A 23,140-nucleotide genomic window follows, 5' to 3' on the forward strand; every position below is an offset into this window, starting at 1 on the left:
CACGATGGGATGAAATCTCAGCGGGAGTCCGACCAATACTGAATGACGCCACCCTCGCAGCCTAGCACCGGATCCCGATCAGGAAACGGCAGCGTGTCGATGGCCGCGAGCTGCGCCTCGCTCGGCGCTTCGCGGCGGATGTCGGCCTCCTGGCCGGGTGGGTACGCCCCGACCACCAGGAAGTCGTCGCTGGCGCCCAGGTTGCAATGCCCGGTGCCAACGGGCAGCAGCAACACATCGCCAGCCTTCACCTCAAGGACCTGCCCATCGGGCCCGCCGAGCATCAGGCGCGCCCGGCCGCTGGCGACGCCCAGGGCTTCGTGGCCCTGGGTGTGGTAGTGATGGAAGTCGTAGATCCCGTAGCGCCATTGCGGCGGCCAGCCGTTGGCGCGAAAGACCTCTTCGATGCGGGTGGCCAGGTCGCCTGCCTGGCTGGCTATCGCATCCCGATAAATGATCACGGGCAGGCGCGGGTTGTTGGGCACCCAGTCGTTGCGCTCCAGCATCAGCGTCTGTATGGCATCCGGCATCGTGTTCAGCGCGCTCATCGAACGTCTCCACCGCAGGTAGCAAAACCCGGCCTGTGGGAGCGAGCCTGCTCGCGAAATCGGTGTGTCAGCCCCGGTCGATGTCGATTGGGCCGACGTCTTCGCGAGCAGGCTCGCTCCCACACGCCTCTGAGGGTCTGGACGGGTTTTCGATAGCAGAGTTCAACGCCGCTGACCGGTGTCGCCCGTCAGCGTTTTTCCTTCATGATGCGCTCCACCTCGCCCGAAGCCTTGAGTTGCTCGAACGCGCGTTGGGCCTTGGCGACGGTTTCGTCCGGCGTGTTCAGGCTGAACGCCAGGTAGACCCGGTGGGGTTGTTCATCCAATGCGTAGACTTCCTCCAGCAGGTTGAAATCCAGCTGGGCATCCTGGCTCATCAGGCGTGCGGTGTTCTCGGGCATCGGCACCAGTTGCACCTGATGATTGAGCAGCTTCTGAAAGTTATCGTGGTTGTCCGCCGACACGACCAATCTCTTGAAGCCGCGATCCTGCAGGTAGATCTGCTTGGCGTCGTTGCGCACCACGCCGATGCTGTACTGCTTGGCCTCTTCGAGATTACCGATCCTGATGGGGTCGGCGTCTCGCAGTTTGTAGAGCCGGCTGGTGGAGCGATGGATTTCACCGACCCATTTGAACAGTTGCTCCCGGGCCGGCGTGCGGTCGAGGGGGAAAATCAGCACGTTGGGCTCGCGCAGGGCCATTTCGTAGGCCCGTGCCCAGGGATACAAAGCCATGTGGTAGTCGCCGAGGTCGGCGTTTTTCAAGGTGTCGGAGGTAATGTGAATGCCGGGGCCGACCAGTTTGTCGTCGAGCAGGTAGGCGTACAGCGAGTCTTCGGTGACGACTTCGATGGTATCGGCCTGGCTTTTGACGGTGACCAGGGCCAGCAGTACGAACGCGTAGAGCATCAGGTGGTGGCGCATACAAACCTCGTGGCTGGCGTTGTGTTCAGAGGGAAACGCGGTTGCGCCCCTGGTGCTTGGCCCGGTACAGCGCCTGGTCAGCGCGTTGCATCAGTTGATCGAAATGGTCCATTGTCTCGGGATCCAGCTGGGCGACGCCGATGCTCAAGGTGACGAAAGGGGAGACCGATGAGCCGCTGTGGGGCAATTGGCGTTCGGCCAGTGCGGCGCGCAGCCGTTGGGCCGCATCGCAGGCCTGCTGCGTGTCCACGTTGGGCAGCACGACGACGAACTCTTCGCCACCGATCCGCGCGGTCAATTCGCCGGAGCGCCCGTACACGTCACGCAGGGTGTCGGCGATCCGTTGCAGGCATTGGTCGCCGTTCACGTGGCCGTAGGTGTCGTTGTAGATCTTGAAGAAATCCACGTCACACATGAGCAGGGCCAGGGGCGTGCGGTGGCGGATCGCGCGGTTGAATTCGACTTCCTTCAACTCGTCGAAATGACGACGGTTGGCCAGACCCGTCAAGGCATCGTGGCGCGACAAGGTTTCAAGGGCGTCGTTGGCGGCCTTGAGCTCTGCGGTACGCGCCTCGACCAGTTCCACCAATTGGTCGCGGCTGGCGGCAATTGCCAGTTCGTCCGTGCGCTGGCGCTCCAGGTGTGCGCGGAGATTATCCTGCAGCTCGTTGACTTGGGATTCCAGCAGGCTCAGTTCATCCTGGCGATTGACCGAGCGTTGCAGCTTGAGGTGACGCTGGAGCGTCTGCGGCGCGAGCGCGCCCAGATGCCGGGCGATGTGTACCACATGAATGGTCACCAGGCGATTGAACATCGTCATCACCAACCCGGCCAGCAGCATGGATTGGATGATCTGGGTAATGACGATGCTGCGCGCTTCACCCCAAAGACGCTCCCACAGGAGTCGGTTGTCGCCTTCGATGGTCAGCTCGCCGACTTTTTCATGGGCACCCAGGTAGGGTTCGGCGACAAGTTCGCGATGCAGCACCGGCGCCGCACCCGATGCGGCGCCGGAGGCGTAGCGATTGAGCTCGATGATCTCCGGTGATCGACCAGGCCGCAGGATGTTCAGCACCACGCGTCCGACGGGCGCGGCGCTCGCGACACTGGTGAGTTGCTTGTCCAGGGATTCGCGATCCATTTCCCAGATCGCGTGGGCCAAGGTGTCCCGGAACACCTGGTCGATCAGTCCCAGCTCGGAGTTCATTTCCGCCAGGTTGTTCTCCCACGCCAGCCAGGTTCGCCATGTCACCATTGCCAGGGTGAACAACAGACAGAACAACAAGGTCGCGAGCACCAGCCGCCGCCCGAGCGAGCTGAGGGCCTTGGCCTGTGGTTGCAGAGACGGAGTCGGGCGGAATCTGCCGTCCATCTCACAACCACTTGCGCGCGATGGCATCGTAGACGCCGTTGCGACGAATGGCCTCCAGGCCGGCGCGGAATTTTTCCACGGTCTGCGGCGGCGTCTTGCGGCTGAACGCCATGTTCAGGCCGTCGGCGCTGCTGAGTTCGGGCAGGGGCAGCGACTGGATCAGGACTTTGTCCGGGTCTTCGCCATTCTGGCGGGTCAGGTACAGCGCGTTGAGTTCGTTGGAAATCCACAGCTCCACGTGATCGACCTTGAGCTTGCGGTAGTTGTGTTCGTACTTGGTGCTGGACTGCAGTTCCTCGCCGATGCGAAAGCCCTTCGAGACCAGGAATTGCTCGCCCACGTCCTGATTGACGGTGGCGATCTGGTGCCCGTGGGCGTCGGCCAGGGAGTTGAGTTTCACCGGCCGGTCGGCCAGCGAGTAGATGTACCACTTGGTCGGGGCGATGGCGCCGATCCACTGGAACAGCGATTCGCGCTCAGGCGTGCGCACGATCGAATAAATCAGGACGTTGCTTTCATTGAGCGCCAGTTCGTAGGCCCGCGCCCAGGGCATAGGCTGGATCGATGCCGTCATGCCGACTTCCTTGAGCACGGCCTCGACCACCTCGGTGCTCATGCCGGTCACGCGCCCGTCCTGCGTCATGTTGTAGGGCGGCAATTCCTCGGTGACGATGCGCAGCGGCGGCTCTGCCGCGATGGCCAACGCCGATCCACCTGCAACCAGGAGCATCAGGACGCCGAACATCAGTACGCGGTTAAGCTGCAAAGCCATTGATCATCACCCTATGCAACCAGCAGAGCCTGGCGAGGCCTGAGGGCCTTCGTCACTGAGGTTATCGGCTGGGCGAGGGGCTGCTTGAGGGCCGTGGTCAAATTCGTGGGGCGGGCCGTTCCACCACGCTCCAATAGGACGACGTATCGATCAGGCTCAACACCCGGCTGTGTTCCATGTCCTGGTTCAAGGTGTCCCGGATCAGATCGCCGGCCAGCCAGCTCGACGTGTTGGCGGCGAGCACCCGGCCCTCGGCGTTGAGCAGCAGCGCTTCGTTGCTGATCCGCATGAGGCTACGCACCAGCAAGGGCTCCAGGGAGTGCAGGGAAATATCGGCGGCGGCGACGCCGATGAAGCGATCATCGAAGAAGATCGGCAGCGAAAACGCCACGATGTACTGCTCGGTGCCATACAAGTCGACAAACGGCCCTTCGATGGACGGCCGGCGGGTTTGCTGGGGACGGGTGTACCACGGCATGTGCAAGTAGTCGTAGAAACGATCGCTGCGGCTGTTGAGGTTCAGCTTCAGCGGCTGTATCGCCTCCTTTTGGGTGCGACACCACCATTGCAGGTGCATCTCGCAATCCTTCAACTCGCCCGGCGCAAAGACCACGCCGGCGCCATGGAACTTGAGGCTTTCAGAGTCGAGGATCCGCCGCACGACCGCCAGCAGCGGCTTGAGATCGCCCTGGTCGGGTTGCTTCGCCTTGCACCGTTGCTGTTCCCAAATGCTCGATACCTGGGCGCCCAATTCCTCAAGGCCTTTGAATACGTTACTAATCGAAGCGTTGATCAGCGCTGCGCATTGGGTCAGTTCGTGTGCCGACATTTCATTGGCCATGGCTCTACCTCATGACTCGGAGGGTATGCTGCGGGAGGCAGGCGACACGGGCTGGGCGTCGAGCTGCAGGGCGAGTCATTCGTTCAGCAAGTTCTGTTCCAGTCATCCGGCATCCTGCGCCATTTGTTGCAACCGCACGCTGCTCAGGCGGCGGATGCCGCGCGCCACATGGGCTTCGGCAAGGGCGCCGGCGAGGTTGCTGTCGTTGGCAATGATGGCTTCGAGGATGGCCCGGTGTTCGCGTTCAATGGCTAGGGGATCCGGCTGGCCGGCGAATGGCAGCCACAGCAGTTCGCCCAGTTCGGCTTGCAAGCGCGCCTCGCTGTGGGTCAGGCGCACGGACTGCGCCGCCACGGCAATCTCGATATGAAACCGGGCATCGGCGCGCCGCCGCTCTCGACGCTCCTTGGCGTTTGCCAAGGCCTCGATGAAACCGTCCAGCCGCGCATGCTGCTCCGGTCCGGCGCGCTGGGCCGCCAGCCGGGCGGCAGCACCTGAAATCGCACAGTGTTCATCGGCCAGGTCACGCAACTGCAGGGTGCTGATTTCCCGCAATTGATCGAACAGTGCCTTCTCTGCAGTCGCCGGCGCGGCGCAGATGAAACTCCCGCCGTTGCGACCGCGCCGGGTTTCGATCACCCCGCGCTCGCGCAACGCCGCCAGGGCATCACGCAGCGTGACCGTAGCCACTCCGAGCTGGGTGGACAGGCTGTTTTCGCTGGGCAGTTGTTCGCCCTCGACGAGCAGCCCGAGGTCGATCATTTCAATCAGGCGGCGGGTGACGGATTCCGTTTTCCCTTCCTGGTTGACGCGTATGAGGCTCGATGTGGGGCTCATGGTCGATTCATTCATAGACGGGGTCATTGACACCTGTGGCAAGCGTCCGATGTGGCGTCAAGCGCGAACGGTTCCGCGTGTGCTTAAAAATTCCATTTCAGTTTTTTATCCGCTTTCGTCTCTCGGATGCCTGGGGATTCTAGGGATCCGGGGCATTGCAAGTCAAAGAATCATGCCTGTATTCCTATCGGTGGGGGTTCTCAGGGTCTAAAAGATATGGTTCCATATGTTTAAGCGAGCCCCGTCGCATCATCGAACCCAGGAGCACCCTTCACCATGAGTCACATGAGCCGAGCAGAGTGGGAAACCCGAGCCAACGCGCTGGACATCGAAGGACGTGCCTTTATCGACGGGCGCTATGTGCCGGCCTGTTCAGGGGCGACCTTCGACTGCATCAGCCCAATCGACGGGCGTTTGTTGGGCGCGGTTGCCAGTTGCGATGGAGCAGATGCCGACCTGGCGGTCGCCAGTGCCCGATCGGCCTTCGATTCGGGCGTCTGGTCGCGCCTGGCCCCGGCGAAGCGCAAGGCGGTCATGCTGCGTTTTGCCGATCTGTTGGAGGCCCATTCCGAGGAATTGGCGCTGCTCGAAACCCTGGACATGGGCAAGCCGATCAGCGATGCGCTGGCGGTAGACCTGCCCGGTTCCATCGACAGTATTCGCTGGTGTGGCGAGGCCATCGACAAGGTCTACGACGAGGTCGCCGCCACGGCGCCTGACCAGCTTGGCCTGGTGACGCGCGAGCCGGTTGGCGTGGTGGCGGTCATCGTGCCGTGGAATTTCCCGTTGATGATGGCGTCCTGGAAACTGGGACCGGCGCTGGCGACCGGCAACTCGGTCATCCTGAAGCCCTCGGAGCGTTCGCCGCTGACCGCCATCCGTATCGTCCAGTTGGCGCTGGAGGCGGGTTTGCCGGCGGGCGTGCTCAATGTGCTGCCGGGTTATGGCGGCACCGTCGGCAAGGCGCTGGCCCTGCACCGTGACGTCGACACCCTGGCGTTCACCGGTTCGACCCAAGTGGCCAAGCAGCTCCTGGTGTACGCCGGCGAATCGAACATGAAGCGGGTCTGGCTCGAGGCTGGCGGTAAAAGCCCGAACATCGTGTTCGCCGACGCACCCGACCTGCAGGTCGCTGCCGAAGCGGCGGCCGCCGCCATCGCCTTCAATCAGGGCGAAGTCTGCACCGCCGGTTCACGTCTGCTGGTCCAGGCGTCCATCAAGGCGCGGTTCGTGCCGATGGTCATCGAGGCGCTGAGGGCGTGGAAGCCGGGGCATCCACTCGATCCCGAGACCAACGTGGGCGCGTTGGTGGACAGCCGCCACCTGGAAGGGGTGCTGCAGCGTATCCAGGGCGGGCAGGAGGAGGGCGCGCGGTTATTGCTGGGTGGGCGCGTGGCGTTGGAAGAGAGCGGTGGCAGCTATGTCGAGCCGACGCTGTTCGACAATGTCAGCAATGGGATGAAGATCGCCCGGGAAGAGATCTTCGGGCCCGTTCTCTCGGTGATCGAGTTCGACGATGCCGAGGAAGCGGTGCGTATCGCCAACGACACGCCCTACGGGCTGGCGGCCGCTGTCTGGACGGCTGACCTGTCCCGTGCCCACAACGTCGCCCGCGCACTCAGGGCCGGAAGTGTCTGGGTCAACCTGTATGACGGCGGCGACATGATGGCGCCGTTCGGTGGCTACAAGCAGTCCGGCAACGGGCGCGACAAGTCCCTGCATGCCTTCGATAAATACACCGAGATCAAGGCCACCTGGATACAGCTCTAAGCGCTGGGATGCGGCCTGTTCGACGCTTACAACAACAATTTTCCTGCTGAAGGATGGTGACATGAACAGCTCGATGAATGCCTCGGTGGCGGTGGACCAGGATGCGGAGCAACTCCGTGCACTGGGATACACCTCGAATTTTGAACGCAGCATGAGCCTGTGGCAGAACTTTGCCCTCGGCTTCACCTATCTGTCGCCGGTGGTCGGCGTCTACACCTTGTTCGGCTTGTGCCTGGCGGCCGGCGGGCCGCCGATGTTCTGGTCCTACCTGTTGGTGGGGTTCGGCCAGATGCTGGTGTGCCTGATTTTTTGCGAGGTCGTGTCCCAGTACCCGATTTCCGGTGGCGTCTACCCGTGGGCCCGGCGCCTGGTGGGCAAGAAGTGGGCGTGGATGGTCGGATGGATCTACGCCATTTCGCTGTGCGTCACCATTGCAGCGGTGGCGCTGGGGGCCGGCCCCTATATCGCCAGCCTGCTGGGTTTCGAACCTTCGCCGGTCACCAACACCCTGGTGGCGCTGGTACTGACCGCCGCCGCGACTGTCTTGAACCTCAGCGGCACCAAGCTGCTGGCGCGGGTGGCAATGTTCGGTTTTCTCTGCGAATTGGTCGGTGCCCTGGTGATCGGTGGTTACCTGTTGATTTTCGAGCGTCACCAGCCCTTGAGCGTGCTGTTCGATACCTTTGATATTTCCATCGACGGGGCCTACTGGCCGGCGTTCCTCGCGGCGTCCTTGGCGGGGATGTTCCTCTACTACGGTTTCGAAGCCTGTGGCGACGTTGCCGAAGAAACGCCGAATCCCAGCCGCCAGGTGCCCAAGGCGATGCGCATGACCATCTGGATCGGCGGCGCCGCTTCGATCTTCGCGGCGCTCGCCTTGATCCTCGCCGTGCCTGATATCGCCGCGGTGATTTCCGGACAGGACAAGGACCCGATGTCGACGATTTTCGGCGCGGCCTTCGGCCCGGTGATGTCCCGGGTGGTCATGGGCGTGATCACCGTCTCGTTCGTGTCCTGCGTACTGAGCCTGCAGGCCTCGGCCAGTCGTCTGCTCTACGCCTATGCCCGGGATGAAATGCTCATGGGCAGCGCGACGTTGAAGAAACTCTCGCCCAAGACCCACGTGCCGACGGCGGCATTGCTGGTCTGCGGCGTGCTGCCGGCGATCATCGTGTGCGTTGGCTTCTACCTGCAGAACGCCGTCGCGATGGTGGTGAGTTTTGCCGCCATCGGCATCTACCTGGCCTTCCAGATGATTGTCAGCGGTGTGCTGTATGCCCGCCTGCGTGGCTGGAAACCCCAGGGCCAATTCACCCTCGGACGTTGGGGCTGGATCGTGAACATCGCCGCGCTCTGCTACGGCGTGTTCGCCATCGTCAACATGTCGTGGCCCCGCACACCCGATGCGCCCTGGTACGTGAACTACGGCATCGTGCTGGTGGGCGCCATCGTGATTTTGGCGGGCCTCGTCTACATGGCGCTGTTCCGTCCCTACGAAAAGGGCACGGCCCCCGCTTCGGATGCCTGGAAGCAACGCTAGACGCACTCGAACGCCTGTCGTTTCCGACGGCAGGCGACACCCCTTGGAAAAGGCTGGACGCTATGACCTCTCGAATCCAATCAATGCTGCTTGGCCTGCTCCTGATCCTCGCCAGCCATGGCGTCCTGGCGGCTGGCCAGGAACAGGCGCTGGACGTCATTCACGGCTACATGAAGGCCTGGAATGCCCACGACGCCCAAGCGGCGGCCCAGTACTTCGCCCCGGATGTCGAGTTCCTCGACGCCTCGGTGGGCGTGCCTCAGCTGGGGCGTGAAAATGCCAGGAGCCAGGTGGTCGAGGTGTTCATGCGGGCGGTGCCCGACCTGCAATGGAACATGCTCGGCAAGCCGATCCTCAACGGCGAAGGGATTGCCTTCGAATGGGAGTTCAAGGGCAACAATACCGGGCCATGGAACACTGAAACCCCAGCCACGGGACGCCCCTTGAGCTTCAAGGGCGTCAGTTTCATACGGCTCAGGGACGGCAAGATCCTCACCCAGCACGACTACTACGACGCCCTTGGTTTCAACAAGCAGCTGGGTTGGTAACGCAATGCCGGGGTTGCCCTCTGGATGAACCTTACGGCAATACAGCGCTCACTTGTTAGGCTCTGTACGAAATGTATCCGCACTCGCCCATACTGCGTTGAAACGGGGCTCGGAATGCTCATGTATTCCAGTACGCTCCGCTTCCTCGCCCCGTTTCGCCTTGTCTGGCCTTCGCGCGAACACATTTCGTACAGAACCTAGGTTGTCACCTCAGGTGACCGCGCTGTTTTTGCCGACAAGGAATTCGCATGGATCAAACCTCGACCCCGCATGTCCGTCCCGTCGAACGGGAGTTCAGTCCGCGTGCAGTCATCACGGGAATCGTGCTCGGTATCCTCCTGACGCCCTCCAATGTCTATGCGGGACTGAAGATCGGCTGGTCGTTCAACATGTCGATCATTGCCTTGCTGGTCGGCTACGGTGTCTGGCAAGGCCTGGCCAAGCGCTCGACCGCCGGATTGCCCTGGACGCTGCATGAAAGCAACATCAACCAAACCGTGGCATCCGCCGCGGCGTCGATCATTTCCGGCGGGTTGGTGGCGCCGATCCCGGCGTATACCTTGCTCACCGGCCAGCAACTCGACGCCTTGCCGATGGTGGCCTGGGTGTTTTCGGTGAGCTTCCTGGGCATCTGGATCGCCTGGTACTTGCGGCCCTCGCTGCTCAACGACAAGGCGCTGAGGTTTCCCGAGGGCATGGCGACCCTGGAAACCCTGCTGCACATCTACAACCATGGCCAGGAAGCGGCGACGCGTCTCAAGGTGTTGCTTGGCGCGACGCTGATGTCCGGGCTGGCCAAGTGGGTCGACACGTTCGTCTGGGCCCTCCCGCGCTGGTCGCCGAGCGCCCAGCTGGAGCGGCTGACCTTCACCGCCGACCCTTCGCTGTTGCTGGTGGGATTTGGCGGCATCATCGGCATTCGTGTCGGCCTGACCCTGTTGCTCGGCGCGCTGTTGGCATGGGGCGGATTGGCACCGTGGTTGCTCGAACACGGCCTGGTGCAATTGCCGCCCGGCAGCAGCGGGCCGCAATTCGCCGTGCTGGTGGAATGGTTGCTGTGGCCGGGCGTGAGCCTGATGGTCTGCTCGACCCTGGCCTCCCTGGCGATCCGCTTGTGGGCCCTTCACGTATCCACCAGGGGCAGCGGCGGGGCGACCTGGGCGATCCCCAAGGCCGGGCCCGCGATTGGGTTTTTGCTGGCGATCGTTCTGGTGGTCAGCCTGCAAGCGGTGTTGTTTGGCATCAATCCGTGGATGGCGTTGCTGACCATACCCCTGGCCATCTGCCTGGCGGCGGTGGCGGCCCGGGTGGTCGGTGCCACGGGCATCCCGCCCATCGGCGCCATCGGGCAGTTGTCCCAATTGAGCTTCGGCATCGTCGCGCCGGGGCAGGTGCCGATCAACCTGATGAGCGCCAACACGGCCGGCGGTTCGGCCGGGCAATGCACGGACTTGATGAACGACTTCAAGGTCGGCCGGGCAATCGGCGCGACGCCGCGCAAGCAGTTGCTGGCCCAGACGCTGGGCATCTTCATCGGCAGTATCGTCGGCGTGCTCGCTTACCTGGCGTTGATCCCCGATCCGCAAACCATGCTACTCACCGAAGAATGGCCAGCCCCGGCAGTCGCCACCTGGAAGGCCGTGGCGCAAACGTTGACCCATGGCCTGGACTCGTTGTCGGCGAGCATCCGCTGGGCGATCTTCATCGGTGGTTTCGCCGGTTTGCTGCTGGGCATTCTCGATAGCTTGCTGCCGGCCCATCGGGCCCGCTACCTGCCCAGCACCGCAGCCTTGGGCCTGGCATTTGTGCTGCCGGCCTCGGTCTCGCTGATGATGGCCCTCGGCGCCGTGCTCACCTGGCTGGTGAGCTGCCGCTGGCCGAGCCTCACCGAACGCTTCGCGATTACCGCGGCGGCGGGGTTGATCGCCGGGGAGAGCATCACCGGGGTGGGTGCGTCGTTGTGGGAAATGCTCGGGAACTTGTGAAGGCCCTGTGGCGAGGGGATTTATCCCCGTTGGGCTGCGCAGCGGCCCCCAAACTAGCCGACCCGGTGTGCCAGTAAGATTGAGTTCACTGTTTTAGGGCTGCTACGCAGCCCAGCGGGGATAAATCCCCTCGCCACAGGAAGCGGTTTGGTGTGGCATCAAGTCAGTGTGAATGCCGCGGCTCACCGCTGCGGGCGATCACCCTCAGGTGCAACGTGGCCGGCTCCAGGCAGCCGCCGGTGGAGAGCTGCCCGACCAGTTGCCGGTAGAGTTCCTGCCAGGGGGTTTGCGAAGGCGGAATGTTCGGCGTCCACGCGAGGCGGCGTCGCTCCATCTCAGCCTCGTCCACCAGCAAATTCACGGTGCGGGTATTCAGATCGACTCTCAGCCGGTCGTTGGTCTGTAGCAGCGCCAGGCCGCCTCCGACGGCGGCTTCCGGTGACATGTTGAGGATCGACGGGCTCGCTGAGGTGCCGCTCTGGCGGCCATCGCCCAGGCAGGGCAGGGAGTCGATGCCGCGCTTGATCAGCGCCGCCGGCGGGGCCATGTTCACCACTTCGGCGCTGCCGGGATAGCCCACGGTGCCGGCGCCGCGAATCACCAGGATGCAGCGCTCGTCGATGTCCAGCGCCGGGTCGTCGATGCGCGCGTGGTAATCCTCCGGCCCTTCGAAGACGATGGCCCGCGCTTCGAAGCTGTTCTCGGCACCGGGTTCGGACAGGTAGGTCTTGCGGAACGCTTCGCCCACCACTGACATCTTCATGATCGCGCTGTCGAAAAAGTTGCCGCTGAGCACGATGAAGCCGGCGCGGTGTTTGAGCGGGGTCTCGAAGGGATGGATGACGTCGGCGTCGCAGGTCAGGCTGCCGGCGACGATCTCACCGATGGTCTTGCCGCTGACCGTGGCGCAGTGTTCGTGCAGGCGTCCGGCCTTTTGCAGTTCATGCATCACCGCCGGCACGCCGCCGGCGCGGTGGAAACCTTCGCCGAGGTATTTGCCGGCGGGCATGCAGTTGACCAACAGCGGCACGTCCTCGCCGATTTGTTGCCAGTCGTCCAGGCTCAACTCGACGCCCATGTGCCGGGCAATGGCGATCAGGTGCGGCGGGCAGTTGCTCGATGCGCCCAATGCCGAAGCGACAGCGATGGCGTTCTCGAACGCTTCGCGGGTCATGATCTGCGAGGGGCGCACGTCCTGGCGCACCAGTTCACAGATGCGCTTGCCGGTGGCGTAGGCCATCTGTCCGCGCTCGCGGTAAGGCGCCGGAATGCTTGCGCATCCAGGCAACGACATGCCCAAGGCCTCGGCCAGTGCGTTCATCGACAGGGCGGTGCCCATGGTGTTGCAGTGGCCCACGGAGGGCGAGGCCGCCGTGGTCATTTCCATGAAGCCTTCGTAGTTGATCTCGCCAGCGGCCATCAGGTTGCGTGCGTGCCAGAGCACTGTGCCGGAGCCGATCAGCTCGCCCTTGTGACGACCGTCGAGCATCGGCCCGCCGGACAGCACGATCGACGGCAGGTCGGTGGTCGCCGCCGCCATCAGGCAGGCGGGGGTGGTCTTGTCGCAACCGGTGGTGAGCACCACGCCGTCCAGCGGATAACCGTGGAGGATTTCCACCAGGCCCAGATAAGCCAGGTTACGGTCCAGCGCCGCCGTGGGTCGGCGCGACTGTTCGGCGATGGGGTGAACCGGGAACTCCATCGGGATGCCGCCGGCATCGCGGATACCGGCCTTGACCCGTTGCGCCAGTTCCAGGTGATGGCGGTTGCAGGGCGTCAGATCGCTGCCGGTCTGGGCGATGCCGATGATTGGCCGTCCCGATTGCAGCTCCTCGCGGGTCATCCCGTAGTTCATGTAGCGTTCGACATACAGCGCGGTCATGTCCGCGTGGGCCGGGTCGTTGAACCATTGCTCGCTGCGCAGGCGGCGTTTTGGCGTATCACTCATGATTCATTTCTCTCTTGTAATTGGATGAATCGACGATCGGTCGGGCTCAGCGGTCGAGCAGTCCCCGTGCAGCGAGGTTACGCAGCAGGGCGCCGACGCCGAAGGTCCAGGGCGCGGCGTTGCAGCTGTGGGTCACCTGGTTATGCAGGCTGCCCAGCAACGGGCTGCTGATGCTGACCCGGTCACCCAGTTTATGGGTGAAACCGCTGCCGGCATGATCACGGTCCTCGGTGGGGGCGAAAAGGGTACCGAGAAACAGCAGGAAACCATCCGGGTATTGATGGTTGGCGTTGAGCGTCTGGCCGGCCAAGTCCTGCGGATCGCGGCTGATCTGGCTCATGGAGCTGCAGCCGTGCAGGCGGTAGCCGTCTTCGCCCTGTACTTGCAGGTCGACTTCGCAAGCGCGCACGTCGTCCAGGCTGAACTGCTCGTCGAACAGGCGGATGAACGGCCCGATGGCGCACGAGGCGTTGTTGTCCTTGGCCTTGCTCAGCAACAGCGCACTGCGCCCCTCGATGTCCCGCAGGTTGACGTCGTTGCCCAGGGTGGCGCCGTGGATCCGGCCCCGGCTGTCCACCGCCAGCACCACTTCGGGCTCCGGATTGTTCCATTGCGAGGCCGGATGAATGCCGATCTGGCTGCCGCTGCCCACGGCCGCCAGGACCGGCGCCTTGGTGAAGATTTCCGCGTCCGGGCCGATGCCGACTTCCAGGTATTGCGACCACATGCCCTGCTCGATGAGGTACGCCTTGAGCCGCATGGCTTGCTCGGAACCCGGCACGATCGTGCGCAGGTTGTCACCGATCACGCCCTGGACCGTGGCGCGCACGGCTTCGGCCCGGGCCGCGTCGCCGCCGGCCTGTTCCTCGATGACCCGTTCGATCATGCTCGCGGCGAAGGTTACGCCGGCGGCCTTGATCACTTGCAGGTCCAGCGGCGGCAACAGGAACGGCTTGGCCGGATCCGCGTGTGGGCCGGTGTTGGCCAACAGGTCTTCGACGCTGGCGAGGAAGGTGCCCGGTGTCTGTCGCGCCGCTGCGAGGGGCGAGGGCGTTTCCAGCAGATCGCTCAAGGTCGCGAAATGCTCCGAGAGGTCGAACACGCCGTCACTGCGCAGCACGATCGGCGAAGGCCCGGCGATCCGCCCCGGGACCCAGGCGCGACCGATCAGGGTACCGGCCACGCCATCGACCGGCAGAGTGTTCTCGGGAGTAAGCAATAGCGACATGGACAGGCTTCCTGGTTTGTAAAGCCTTCACGCTAGGGCGCGTTGTCGATGAACTCCAATGAGATATATTCAGTATCCGATAACGCCCGGTTATTGCGCTGCCGAGGAATGCCCATGTCCGATCTGTCCTTTTCCAGCTTTTGCGGCTGGCTCAAATTCCGCCATCTGTTGCTGATCGACACCCTGGGACGCACCTGCAACATGCATTTGGCGGCCGAGCAGATGAACCTCAGTCAGCCGGCCGTGAGCAAGATGCTCAAGGAAATCGAAAACCTGCTCGGCTTCGCCCTGTTCGAGCGCCGCCCGCGCAGCATGCCGCCCACTGCCCTGGGGGAGCACGTGCTGCGCTATGCGCAAATCGCCCTGAATGACGCGCGCTCGTTCGTCGAACAGATCAGCAGCCTGCGCGAGGGCGGCCACGGTTACCTCAAGGTCGGCGGTATTTTCGCCGCGACGGCGGTGGCGCTGCCCGAGGCGATCTTGCAGATCAAGCAGCGTTGGCCGCTGCTGTCCATCGAAGTGGTGGAGCAGACCAGCAATCACCTGATGAAGATGCTTGAAGAAAAGAAGCTCGACCTGGCCGTGGCGCGTTTTACCGATCAAAGCCAGCAGCAGCGCTATGACTTCCAACCCCTGGCCCCCGAACCGTTCTGCATCGTGGTCAATGATCGCCATCCGCTGGCTAATGCCGGGCCGACGTCTTTGCAGCAACTGGTGGATCTGCCATGGATTCTCTACCCGGTCGGCACGCCGATCCGCGCCCGCATGGAGCTGGCCTTCGCCGAAGCCGGGGTGGGCATGCCGCGCAACACCATCGACACGATTTCCATGCAGACCTTTCTCCAGGTCCTGCAACGCGGGCCCATGATCGGCATGCTGCCCAATGCGATGGTTGACCCACTGCTCGAAAGCGGCCAGCTCAAGACCCTCGATACGCCGCTGCACCTGGTGCCGCAGGACTACGGCATCCTCACCCGCAAAGACGAGCCGTTGGTGGGCGCGGCGCTGGAGTTTGCCGAGATCCTCAAGGACAACGCCCGGCTGAGTCGTTGAATGTGCCGCCGCCATCGCGAGCAAGCTCGCTCCCACAGGGGGCGGGAGTACCGCGGATCTTTCAGCCAACACGAAACAACTGTGGGAGCGAGCTTGCTCGCGATGGCGGTGGCTCAGCCTGCGCTGAACCCTGCGGCCAGAGATTGCTCTCTTTGGATTCCGATAACAGATGGTTATCAACTAATCCAAAAATGCCATTGGGAAAGAATCGCTTCCCGACAGTAGAGTCCTCGTTCAATCGCCGGATGACTCGCTCATTCGACGTGACCCAATAAAAACAATCAGGGGTTACCTCATGCAAACCATCTCCGAGCATTTGCCCGCCCAGGCGCAAGCCGGCGAACTCGACTTCGAGGACCGGACCTACCGCAAGGTGATCTGGCGAATCCTGCCGGTCCTGCTGTTGTGCTACATGGCGGCCTACCTCGACCGGGTGAACATCGGTTTCGCCAAGCTCGACATGCTCAACGAGCTGCAATTCAGTAACACCGTGTATGCGTTGGGCGCCAGTATGTTTTTCTGGGGCTACTTCCTGTTCGAAGTGCCCAGCAACCTGTTGCTGCATCGCTTTGGCGCGCGGTTCTGGATCGCCCGGATCATGCTCAGTTGGGCGGTGATTTCCATGGCGGTGGCCTACACCGTGCCGCTGGCGGCGTTCTTCCACATCGAATCGAGCACGATGTTCTACGTGCTGCGCTTCCTGTTGGGGATCTGCGAAGCGGGCTTTTTTCCTGGCGTGATCCTCTACCTCAACTACTGGTTCCCGACCCATCGGCAGAGCCGGGTGATGTCCGGGTTCCTGCTGGCATTGCCGGTCAGCCTGACGCTGGGTGGAATTCTGTCCGGCTGGCTGATGAACAGCATGCAGGGTGTGCACGGCCTGTCCGGCTGGCAGTGGATGCTGCTGATCGAGGGGATTCCTTCGATCATCATGGCGGTCGTGGTGGTGGTCTGCCTGGCGGATAACATCGACAAGGCCAAGTGGCTTTCGGTGGCGGAAAAAGCCATGCTCAAGGCCAATCTGCAAACCGACAACCACGGCAAGGCCACACGCTTGAGCGAGGTGTTCTTCAACCCTCGGGTCTGGTTGCTGGTGCTGATCCTGCTGACCTTCAACACCGGTTTCTATGGCCTGGCGTTCTGGATGCCGTCGATCATCAAGAGCACCGGCATCACCAACAGCCTGCACATCGGTTTGCTCACTGCCATTCCCTACTCGGTGGCGGTGGTGGCGATGCTGCTCAACGCCCGGCATTCCAACCGCACCGGCGAGCGCCGCCTGCACGCGGCGATTCCGGCGTTCATCGGTGGCGCGGGGCTGATCCTCAGTGCTTACTTCGCCGATAACCTGGTGCTGTCAGTGCTGTTCCTCAGCGTCTCCGCCTCGGGGATCCTCAGCCTGATGCCGATCTTCTGGACCTTGCCCGGCACCGTTCTGTCAGGCGTCGCTGCCGCTGCGGGGATCGGCATGATCAACGCCATCGGCAACCTGTCGGGCTTCACTGGATCGATGATCACCGCCGTGGCCGAGACGCTCACGGGCAATATCAACAACGGTACGTACGTCCTGGCGCTGTGCCTGTTGGTCAGTGGCGGGTTGATCCTGGCCATCCCGGCCTCGATGCTCGGCCGGACACCGAAAAGCGCGGCCCCGGCGGCGCAATTGGAGACGGCATGAGCATGCAGAACAAGCGGGTGCTGGTGACAGCAGCCGGACAGGGCATCGGCCTGGCGAGCGCGGTAGCCTTCGCCCAGGCCGGCGCCGAGGTGTTCGCCAGTGACATTGATATTCGCGCGCTGGCAGGTATCGAAGGGGTGACCGCCATTACGCTCGACGTCACCTCGGCCAGCGCCATCGACGCGGCCCGCGAGCGAATCGGTGGACTGGACGTGCTGTTCAACTGCGCAGGCGTCGTGCACAGCGGCAACATCCTCGACTGCGACGAAGCGGCCTGGGCGCGCTCGATGGACCTCAATGTCACCGCCATGTACCGCATGATCCGCGCTTTCCTGCCGGGCATGCTGGCCCGTGGCGGCGGCTCGATCATCAACATGTCGTCGGTGGCTTCCAGTGTCAAAGGCGTGCCCAATCGTTTCGCCTATGCTGCCAGCAAGGCCGCGGTGGTGGGGCTGACCAAATCCGTCGCCATCGACTTTGTCAGCCAGGGCATCCGTTGCAACGCGATCTGTCCCGGCACCGTGGATTCTCCATCGCTGCGCCAGCGCATTGCCGCCCAGGCCGCGCAGCAGGGTGTCGAGGAGCAACAGGTCTACCGGCAGTTTCTCGACCGCCAACCCATGGGGCGCATTGGCAATACCCAGGAGATCGCGCAACTGGCGTTGTACCTGGGCAGCGACGCGTCGGCCTACACCACGGGCGCCGTGCACGTGATCGATGGCGGCATGAGCCTTTGAGTTTTCACTTGAACAGGAGCACTTCATGAAACTGTTGCGTTACGGCGAGAAAGGTTCGGAAAAGCCCGGGTTGCTGGATGACGACCATCAGATCCGCGACCTGTCGGGCCATGTGCCGGACATCGCCGGAAATGTCATCGGGCCGGAAGGCCTGGCAAAACTCGCCGCCATCGACCCGCGCAGCCTGCCAGTGGTGGCCGGCCAGCCGCGGATCGGCCCGTGCGTCGGCCAGGTCGGCAAGTTCATCTGCATCGGCCTGAACTACGCCGACCATGCCGCCGAATCGAACATGGAGGTGCCGAAGGAACCGATCATCTTCAACAAATGGACCAGCGCCATCTGCGGGCCGAATGACGACATCCAGATCCCCCGTGGCTCGCTCAAGACCGATTGGGAAGTCGAGCTGGGCGTGGTCATCGGCAAAGGCGGGCGCTACATCGACGAAGCGAACGCCCTGGAACATGTCGCCGGTTATTGCGTGATCAACGATGTGTCGGAGCGCGAGTGGCAGCTCGAACGCGGCGGCACGTGGGACAAAGGCAAGGGCTTCGACACCTTCGGCCCCCTCGGACCCTGGCTGGTGACCAAAGACGAAATCCCCGATCCGCATGCGCTGGACCTGTGGCTGGAAGTCGACGGGCATCGCTATCAGGACGGCAACACCCGGACGCTGATCTTCAGCGTGCCGCAACTGATCGCCTACCTGAGCCGGTGCATGAGCCTGCAACCGGGCGATGTCATCTCTACCGGCACGCCACCGGGCGTTGGGCTGGGCATCAAGCCCAACCCGGTGTTCCTGCGCCCGGGGCAGACCATGCGCCTCGGGATTGCAGGATTGGGTGAGCAGCGTCAGGTGACCGTGCAGGCGGATTGATCGCTGGCTTCGCTGGCGCCTTCTTCGCGAGCAGGCTCGCTCCCACAAGGGATCATTGGTGTGCTGATGACCGTGTGGGGGCGAGCCTGCTCCGGGCGGCGATCCGACGAAGGCGGTAGTCCAGCTACCGAAAAATGGAGCACTGTCCTCGCCACGAAAAATCCTCGAAGATGCGCACCTGATTCGAGAGAACGATTCGACCCATGAGCGACGACTCCCACGCACGTTTTTTCCGTTTTCAAACCCCGGATCCCAACATCCCTCCACGGGAGCAATCACAAATGCTCCCGCAGGAATTGGCCTGGGCGCGCGACCGCGCCTTCATGAACCGCTTCAGTTGGTTCGTGGTGCTGCTACCGCCGTTGAGCATGGGTCTGGTGCTGCCAGGCTTGGCGTACCTGACGATCCTGGGCCTGACCCAGAAGTTATTCGCCCCGGACCTGGATGTCGACCGGATCGTCGGTGATTCCATGGGCTGGATGGCGCTGGTGACGGTGCTTTTCGTCGCCGGTTGGGCATTGTCCAATTACCTGCGCGACTCACGGGACCCGACCAAACTCTACTGGCAATCGATGCCGGATCGAGGGCTGGTCGAGCTTGAACGTCATACGTTGGTCTCCGGCATCAGCCTGTGGGGCAACGATGTAGACCCCGATTGCAGCAGCGTCATGCTGTGGAAAAACGACAGACTGGTGAGCGTGCAAAGCTCCGGCGTGTCGCAGTGGATCCTCGCCATGACCACCGCGGGCCACTGGCTGGTGCTCAAGGAAGAGTTTCCCGGTGACTTCTGGCATGGGCGAGTGGGGCGAATGCCCGCGCCCGACAAGCAGATGAAACCCCGCCAGCACTTGGCGATTGCCTTCGCACCCGGAACCCAGCTGATGCTGGGCCAGCGCTTTGAGGGTGCGCCTGTGCCCTTGGTGGAAACGCCCTATTGGATGTCCGCCGATGAGATCAAGCGCCTCACCGAAGCCGCCCATCACTGGGTTTTCTTCCCGCCGGACCGTTACGCCGTGGTCAATACCGAGGACGCCCGCTGGGTGCAACGATTGGTGGACAGGGCACAAGCCAGTGTCGGGCCTCAGCATGAGTGACGAACTCTACAAGCAAATGATCCGCTTCGAGACGCCTGATCCAGCCATCGGCCCTCGCGAGCAATCACCCATGCTCCCAGAGGAGTCGGCCAGGGCGCGCGAGCGTGCATCCATGCACCGCTTCAGCTGGGTCATGGTGCTGGCGGCGCCGGTGAGCGTTGGCCTGATGCTGCCAAGCCTGGCGTTCGTGATTGGCCTGGGCCTCGTCGAGAAATGGTTCGTCCCGGGCCTGGATGTCGACCGGATCATCGATGGATCCTGGGGCTGGCAGGTGCTGGCGACGGTGCTTTTCATCGCCGGTTGGGCATCGTCCAATTACCGTCGCGATTCACGCGACCCGACCAAGCGCTACTGGCACTCGATGCCGGATGAAGGGGTGGTCGAGCTTGAGCGTCATACGCTGGTCTCGGGCATCAGCCTGTGGTCCTACGATGATAGTCCCGAGGCCCTCAGCCTCATGCGCTGGCAAGACGACAAGCTGGTGCGCGTGCAAAGCTGCGGCGTGTCGCAGTGGATCCTGGCCATGACCACGGCCGGCCACTGGCTGGTGCTCAGTGAGGAGTGTCCCGGCGCCTTCCGCCACGGGCAGGTCAGGCGTATGCCTGCGCCCGAACAGCGGATGAAACCCCAGCAGGAGCTGGCGATTGCCTTTGCCCCTGGGACCCAGCTGACGCTGGGCCAGCGTTTTGACGGTGCGCCTTTGCCGCTGACCGAAACCTCGTATTGGATGTCCGCCGATGAGTCCAGCCGCCTCGCCGAAGCATCCCATCGCTGGGGGTTTTCCCCGCCGGACCGTTACGCCGTGATCAACGACCGGGACGCCGGTTGGGTGCAGCGACTGGTGGACAAGGCGCAGGGCAGCATCGGGCGACAGCCTGGGCGACCGGCTGTCATGGCGGAGCGTCCGCCAACGTGACGCGGGTATCTCGGGGCGCGAGGGCGCTGGTGGCGGTCGCCGCGAGGGCGAGCAGTGCACCGACGGTGGCGAGCCCGATCCAGCCGCTCCGGTGGACGCCGTAGTTGCCCAGGGCAGCGCCGAGTGCACCACCGAGGAAGTACGAACCCATGAACACCGTGTTCAATCGGCTGCGGGCCTCGGCGCGCAGGGTCTGGACGCGTGCCTGATTCGCCACCAGCCCGGCCCGGTTGCCGAAGTCCAACAGCACCATGCCGACGATCAGCCAGCCCAGATGCTGTCCGCCAGCCCCGATGAAGACGAAACCCACGACCAGCACTGTCGCACCCGCGACGGCCAGCGTTCGGGCGCCCAGTCGATCGACTAACGTGCCGATGCGTGGCGATGCGGCGATGCCCAACACTGTCACCAGGCCGAACAGGCCAATGGTGGCGGAGCCGAACGCGTATGGCGGCTGGGTCAGCAGCGCGGCCAGCGTGGCCCATAAAGCGCTGAAGGCGGCGAAAATCAGGAATCCGCTCGCGGCGCAGAAGCGCAGTACAGGCTCCTCGCGCAACAGGCTGCCGAGGGAACGCATCAGCGCGCCATAGCGCATGGGTGAAAGGTTCGTCAGAGCGGGTAGATTTCCAGCAACGATCATCAACAGCACCCCATCGATGAGCGAGGCCACCCAGAACACCGATCGCCAACCGCAGTGCTCGCCGAGCAGACCACCGAAGGTCCGCGCCAGCAGCAATCCGGCGGACAATCCGCTCAGCAACGTCCCTACCACCCGGCCACGTTCCGCGGGCGCGGCCAGACTCGACAGGGCGGGGATGATCAACTGTGCGGTAATCGCCGTCACCCCAACCAGGAAACTGCCGACGCACAGCAGCGCGAAACTCGGCGCCGCGGCGCAGGCGAGCAACGCGACGGCATTTGCCCCGATGGCCCGCAATGCCAAGCGGCGGGGTTGTCGGCTATCGGCGAGGGGCACGATGAGCAGCAGGCCCGTCCCATAACCGAGTTGCGTCAGCGTGGCGATCAGGCCGGCTTGGGTCGAGGTCAGGCCGAACGACGCGGCCATCATCGGCAGCAACGGTTGATGGTAGTAAAGGGTCGACACGGCCAGGGCGCAACACACGGCCATCACGCCGACCAGGCGCGCGGGGATCGCATTCGACGCGGGCATGGCGCGGTCCTTCAGTGCGGTTGCAAGGTCGAAATGAGCGTGCCGGTATCGACGATGCTGTGGGCGAATGTCGGACCGTTCAGTTCGTGCGCTGCGTGCATCATTCCCGGGCTGAACGCGGCGGTTGCGTCGCGCACCAGCGTCACGTGGTAACCGAGCTCCATGGCGAAACGTGCGGTGGACTCGATGCAAGTGTTCGCCAGCAAACCCATCACAATCACGTGGGTGATGCCTTGTTGCTTGAGCTGGAAATCGAGGTCGGTATTGGCGAACCCGCTCTGGCCCCAATGCTCCTGGACGATGATGTCGCCGTCCTGTGGCACGAAGTCCGGGTGCCATTCGCCGCCCCAGGTGCCTTTTGCGAACGTATGGCGTTGCTGGATCAGGCGTTGGGTCGGATTGGGGTGGTTCCAGTTGTCGTAGTCGCCGGGTTGCCAGCGACGATGGGGCACGTAGAACACCTGGATGCCTTGTTCCCGAGCGGCCGCCACAGCGGCGCGCAGGTTGTCGAGGAGGTGAACGTCCTGGGCAACCTTTTTCAACAAGGGAAAGAGCTTGCCGCCCTCGGACAGGAAGTCGTTATAGGGGTCGACCAACAGCAGGCCGGTTCGCATTGGGGAATACACAGGCTGGGTCATGTCTTGAATGCTCCGGTTGGGAAAGGCACGCTCAATACTAACTATGAAAATCATATAGTCAATGATCTAGCGGTGTACATCGTATTTTTTACAGCCCAATCGCATCCGCAATCGCCGTGTTACTATGAAAAAAATAGTGGCTTTGCGGATTCTGGAAAGTGATGAACAAGCAATACGAAACAAACGAGACGGTGTGCCCGGTGGCGCGTTCGGTGGGGGTGGTCGGCGATAAGTGGACGATCCTGGTGTTGCGTGAGTTGTACATGGGCACGACACGCTTCGAGGAGATCCAGATCCAGACCGGCGCCACGCCGCAGATGCTCACCTCGCGCCTCAAGGCACTGGAAGCCGACGGCTTGGTGGAGCGTCGTCCCTACAACGAAAAGCCCTTGCGCTACGAGTACCAGCTGACCGCCAAGGGATGGGATTTCTATCCGGTGATCTACGCGTTGCGCGCCTGGGGCGAAACATGGCGCAAGGGCGAGGATGAAGGGTTGGCGATGCACTTTGTGCATCGCGCCTGTGGACACGACGTGGGGGTGGCGAGTGTTTGCCCCAATTGCGGAGTTCCGGTGGAACGCAAGGACTTGCAGCCGTCGATCAGCGAACGCTTCCTCGCCGAGCGCACGGCCCGTCGGGAAGCGTTCAAGGGCAAGTAGCGCCGCCA

The 23,140-nt window shown here is 63.1% G+C and carries 21 protein-coding genes; 11 read left to right on the top strand and 10 right to left on the bottom strand.

What is annotated here, in order from left to right:
* Window positions 1-17: 17 nt before the first annotated feature.
* The 6 genes from M8Q45_RS09275 to M8Q45_RS09300 form a co-directional block, all read right to left on the bottom strand.
* Window positions 18-548: a cupin gene (locus tag M8Q45_RS09275; protein ID WP_249874443.1), complete on the bottom strand. Its 531-nt coding sequence runs from the start codon at window positions 546-548 to the stop codon at window positions 18-20.
* Window positions 549-736: 188 nt separating this feature from the next.
* A complete protein-coding gene (locus M8Q45_RS09280; RefSeq protein WP_249874444.1) occupies window positions 737-1,471 on the bottom strand; it encodes a substrate-binding periplasmic protein in 735 nt (244 codons plus the stop codon).
* A gap of 25 nt (window positions 1,472-1,496) precedes the next feature.
* Entirely contained in the window at window positions 1,497-2,843 is a 1,347-nt protein-coding gene (locus M8Q45_RS09285) for a diguanylate cyclase (RefSeq protein ID WP_249874445.1), read from the bottom strand.
* 1 nt (window position 2,844) lies between these two features.
* The gene (locus M8Q45_RS09290; protein WP_030141638.1) at window positions 2,845-3,615 is read right to left on the bottom strand and encodes a substrate-binding periplasmic protein; all 771 of its coding nucleotides are present in this window, start codon (window positions 3,613-3,615) and stop codon (window positions 2,845-2,847) included.
* A gap of 97 nt (window positions 3,616-3,712) precedes the next feature.
* Window positions 3,713-4,456, bottom strand: a complete 744-nt coding sequence (locus tag M8Q45_RS09295; protein WP_249874446.1) for a PDC sensor domain-containing protein — start codon at window positions 4,454-4,456, stop codon at window positions 3,713-3,715.
* A 102-nt stretch (window positions 4,457-4,558) separates the two neighbouring features.
* Window positions 4,559-5,293, bottom strand: a complete 735-nt coding sequence (locus M8Q45_RS09300; RefSeq protein WP_249874447.1) for a FadR/GntR family transcriptional regulator — start codon at window positions 5,291-5,293, stop codon at window positions 4,559-4,561.
* Window positions 5,294-5,569: 276 nt separating this feature from the next.
* Here M8Q45_RS09300 and M8Q45_RS09305 point away from each other — a divergent pair, with 276 nt between their 5' ends.
* The 4 genes from M8Q45_RS09305 (at window position 5,570) to M8Q45_RS09320 (ending at window position 11,136) form a co-directional block, all read left to right on the top strand.
* Window positions 5,570-7,063 carry an aldehyde dehydrogenase gene (locus M8Q45_RS09305; RefSeq protein WP_249874448.1) on the top strand — a complete coding sequence of 498 codons (1,494 nt, stop codon included), beginning with the start codon at window positions 5,570-5,572 and terminating at the stop codon, window positions 7,061-7,063.
* Window positions 7,064-7,124: 61 nt separating this feature from the next.
* A complete protein-coding gene (locus M8Q45_RS09310) occupies window positions 7,125-8,603 on the top strand; it encodes an APC family permease (protein WP_030141634.1) in 1,479 nt (492 codons plus the stop codon).
* Window positions 8,604-8,665: 62 nt separating this feature from the next.
* Window positions 8,666-9,151 carry an ester cyclase gene (locus tag M8Q45_RS09315; RefSeq protein ID WP_249874449.1) on the top strand — a complete coding sequence of 162 codons (486 nt, stop codon included), beginning with the start codon at window positions 8,666-8,668 and terminating at the stop codon, window positions 9,149-9,151.
* A gap of 248 nt (window positions 9,152-9,399) precedes the next feature.
* Window positions 9,400-11,136, top strand: a complete 1,737-nt coding sequence (locus M8Q45_RS09320; protein WP_249874450.1) for an OPT family oligopeptide transporter — start codon at window positions 9,400-9,402, stop codon at window positions 11,134-11,136.
* A gap of 163 nt (window positions 11,137-11,299) precedes the next feature.
* Here the strand turns inward: M8Q45_RS09320 and M8Q45_RS09325 are convergent, their stop codons facing one another.
* On the bottom strand, window positions 11,300-13,084 hold the full coding sequence (locus M8Q45_RS09325; protein ID WP_249874451.1) for an IlvD/Edd family dehydratase: 1,785 nt from the start codon (window positions 13,082-13,084) through the stop codon (window positions 11,300-11,302).
* Window positions 13,085-13,130: 46 nt separating this feature from the next.
* Entirely contained in the window at window positions 13,131-14,312 is a 1,182-nt protein-coding gene (locus M8Q45_RS09330; RefSeq protein WP_249874452.1) for a fumarylacetoacetate hydrolase family protein, read from the bottom strand.
* A 114-nt stretch (window positions 14,313-14,426) separates the two neighbouring features.
* Between M8Q45_RS09330 and M8Q45_RS09335 the strand changes: the two genes are divergently transcribed.
* From M8Q45_RS09335 to M8Q45_RS09360, 6 genes are all read left to right on the top strand, one after another.
* Window positions 14,427-15,365, top strand: coding sequence for a LysR family transcriptional regulator (locus tag M8Q45_RS09335; RefSeq protein WP_249874453.1), 939 nt, complete (start codon window positions 14,427-14,429; stop codon window positions 15,363-15,365).
* Window positions 15,366-15,660: 295 nt separating this feature from the next.
* Window positions 15,661-17,043: an MFS transporter gene (locus M8Q45_RS09340; RefSeq protein ID WP_249874454.1), complete on the top strand. Its 1,383-nt coding sequence runs from the start codon at window positions 15,661-15,663 to the stop codon at window positions 17,041-17,043.
* Complete coding sequence (locus tag M8Q45_RS09345) at window positions 17,040-17,780, top strand: SDR family oxidoreductase (protein WP_249874455.1); 741 nt, start codon at window positions 17,040-17,042, stop codon at window positions 17,778-17,780. The genes M8Q45_RS09340 and M8Q45_RS09345 overlap by 4 nt, the downstream gene beginning before the upstream one ends.
* A gap of 25 nt (window positions 17,781-17,805) precedes the next feature.
* Entirely contained in the window at window positions 17,806-18,654 is an 849-nt protein-coding gene (locus M8Q45_RS09350; RefSeq protein ID WP_249874456.1) for an ureidoglycolate lyase, read from the top strand.
* Between the two features lie 203 nt (window positions 18,655-18,857).
* Entirely contained in the window at window positions 18,858-19,748 is an 891-nt protein-coding gene (locus tag M8Q45_RS09355; protein WP_249874457.1) for a hypothetical protein, read from the top strand.
* Window positions 19,741-20,664: a hypothetical protein gene (locus tag M8Q45_RS09360; protein ID WP_249874458.1), complete on the top strand. Its 924-nt coding sequence runs from the start codon at window positions 19,741-19,743 to the stop codon at window positions 20,662-20,664. The genes M8Q45_RS09355 and M8Q45_RS09360 overlap by 8 nt, the downstream gene beginning before the upstream one ends.
* Here M8Q45_RS09360 and M8Q45_RS09365 read toward each other — a convergent pair.
* A complete protein-coding gene (locus M8Q45_RS09365) occupies window positions 20,639-21,835 on the bottom strand; it encodes an MFS transporter (protein WP_249874459.1) in 1,197 nt (398 codons plus the stop codon). The two genes, M8Q45_RS09360 and M8Q45_RS09365, sit on opposite strands and share 26 nt — an antisense overlap.
* A gap of 11 nt (window positions 21,836-21,846) precedes the next feature.
* Window positions 21,847-22,473 (bottom strand): cysteine hydrolase family protein, encoded by a 627-nt coding sequence (locus tag M8Q45_RS09370; RefSeq protein WP_249874460.1) that lies wholly within the window; start codon window positions 22,471-22,473, stop codon window positions 21,847-21,849.
* A gap of 161 nt (window positions 22,474-22,634) precedes the next feature.
* Between M8Q45_RS09370 and M8Q45_RS09375 the strand changes: the two genes are divergently transcribed.
* A complete protein-coding gene (locus tag M8Q45_RS09375; protein ID WP_249874461.1) occupies window positions 22,635-23,132 on the top strand; it encodes a winged helix-turn-helix transcriptional regulator in 498 nt (165 codons plus the stop codon).
* The last annotated feature ends 8 nt before the right edge of the window (window positions 23,133-23,140 follow it).

The organism is Pseudomonas sp. T1.Ur (assembly GCF_023516725.1).
In the GTDB taxonomy this organism is placed as follows: Bacteria; Pseudomonadota; Gammaproteobacteria; order Pseudomonadales; family Pseudomonadaceae; genus Aquipseudomonas; species Aquipseudomonas alvandae.